General features: G+C 55.1%; 2 protein-coding genes. Both read right to left on the bottom strand.

Going from position 1 to position 1629, the window contains the following annotated elements:
• Positions 1-1163: aminotransferase class V-fold PLP-dependent enzyme (locus Q4P78_RS08570; protein WP_303339961.1), on the bottom strand; the 1163-nt coding region annotated here is incomplete at its 3' end.
• A 23-nt stretch (positions 1164-1186) separates the two neighbouring features.
• The coding region (locus tag Q4P78_RS08565) for a hypothetical protein (RefSeq protein ID WP_303339960.1) at positions 1187-1629 on the bottom strand (443 nt) is incomplete at its 5' end.

Raw genomic sequence — 1629 nt, 5'->3', positions numbered from 1 at the left:
GCCTGGCAGTAGGCCAGGATATCCTCCCGGTTATTGTAATAGTGGAGGCTGATTCTCATACACTGGTAGGCACCGTAGGCCGCTCCGTCCTGCAGATGCGCCTTCACCCGTGCCCGGTCCAATTTCTCCTGAGTCACCTGAAGCTCCTCTGACAGGAGAACCACTGTGATGGTGGAGCGGTTCTTCCTCTGATATTTGTTCCAGATCTGAGCCCCGGGAATCTTCTCCACCTCTGTGTACAGAACCTCCATCAGATCCAGCATGTGATCTTCGAGCCGTCTCTCACCCAAATCCAGATAATGGCGTGCCACCATCCCCAGGGCAAAGATCCCCCCCACAGTGGGATAGCCCAGCTCATACCGCCCCGCATCCTCTCTCAAGGTAAGGTGCGCCTTAGACGTGCAAAAACGCTCGCTGTCTGACATCCACCCGGCTCCCCATTGTCTGAGATGCCTTCGAAGCCTGGGACTGACGTAGGCATATCCCAGCCCACTGTAGTGCATCATCCATTTGTAATCGCTGCCCACCAGGAAGTCAATCTGGTCCCGCACCACATCCACAGACAGAATGCCCAGCGCCTGCACTCCGTCCACAGCGAACCAGATACCTTTTTCATGGCACCACCGGCCAATGGCAGCCGCATCCACCCGAAATCCCGTGGTACTCTCCACATAATTGACTGAGATCGCCCGCGTCCGCTCATCGCACTGTGCCAACAGCCTCTCTGGGGTCACCACCCCTCTCTCTGGCTGAACATAGCGAAGCTGTACGCCGTACTGTTCCTGGAACTGCCAGGCATAGCGGGTTCCGATCCATCCGTCGGTGGTCAGCACCACATTGTCCCCCGGCTGCAGTCCAATCCCCTGCACAAAGAGGTTGAACATCTGGGACGAATTGTTCCCAAAGGCCAGGTCCTCTGGCTGGGCGTGGATCATCTGCCCTAAGCTCTCCTTGGACTCCCACATCATATCCAGGGTTCCCTTGCCGTCTCCCCAGTCGGAATCTCCTCCTATGTAATAACGGTCGTCCTGGTATTTTTTCACACCCTCGTAGACATAGTCGGGTATCAAACCGGTCCCCGCCGTCTCCAGATATACGCTATCCCGCAACACCGGGAACCGTTCCCGCTCTGTGCGCAAAAGTTCTTGCCAATTGTCTTCCATCCCTCATCCTCCTCTCACTTTTCCTACAGAGATTGCTCTCTCTCCAGCCAAGGTCCATAAGGCTTCTTCAACTCCTCTACCAAGTCATATCCTTCCCTCTGTCTCAGGTAACGCACTCGCAGGAAGAAGTAGATATAGCCCAGCAGATAAACCGCCGCCGTCACTCCCAGCTCCTTTGGCCCCAGTGTCAGCACCATAGCTCCGCACAGATAGACGCAGATGACAAAAGTGGTCACCGAGAGAACCGCTGCCAGTTTACTAGGCATCTTCACCGGAGAGTGGTCACAGTTCTTGGGGTATTTCCGATAGGCAAAGATAGGAGATACCGTGTTGGGCAGCTCGCCGATGGTGTTGGTCAAGGAGAACACCGTCATGATCACGCCAAAAGTAGCCCCTGTGGCACAGATCCCAATGGAAATCACCGCCACAATCAACAAGCTAAAGTAAGGAACCCCATAACGGTTCT

The sequence above is a fragment of the Rothia sp. (in: high G+C Gram-positive bacteria) genome (assembly GCF_030540545.1).
GTDB lineage: Bacteria > Actinomycetota > Actinomycetes > Actinomycetales > Micrococcaceae > Rothia.
This window is presented reverse-complemented; position numbering and strand designations above follow the sequence as displayed.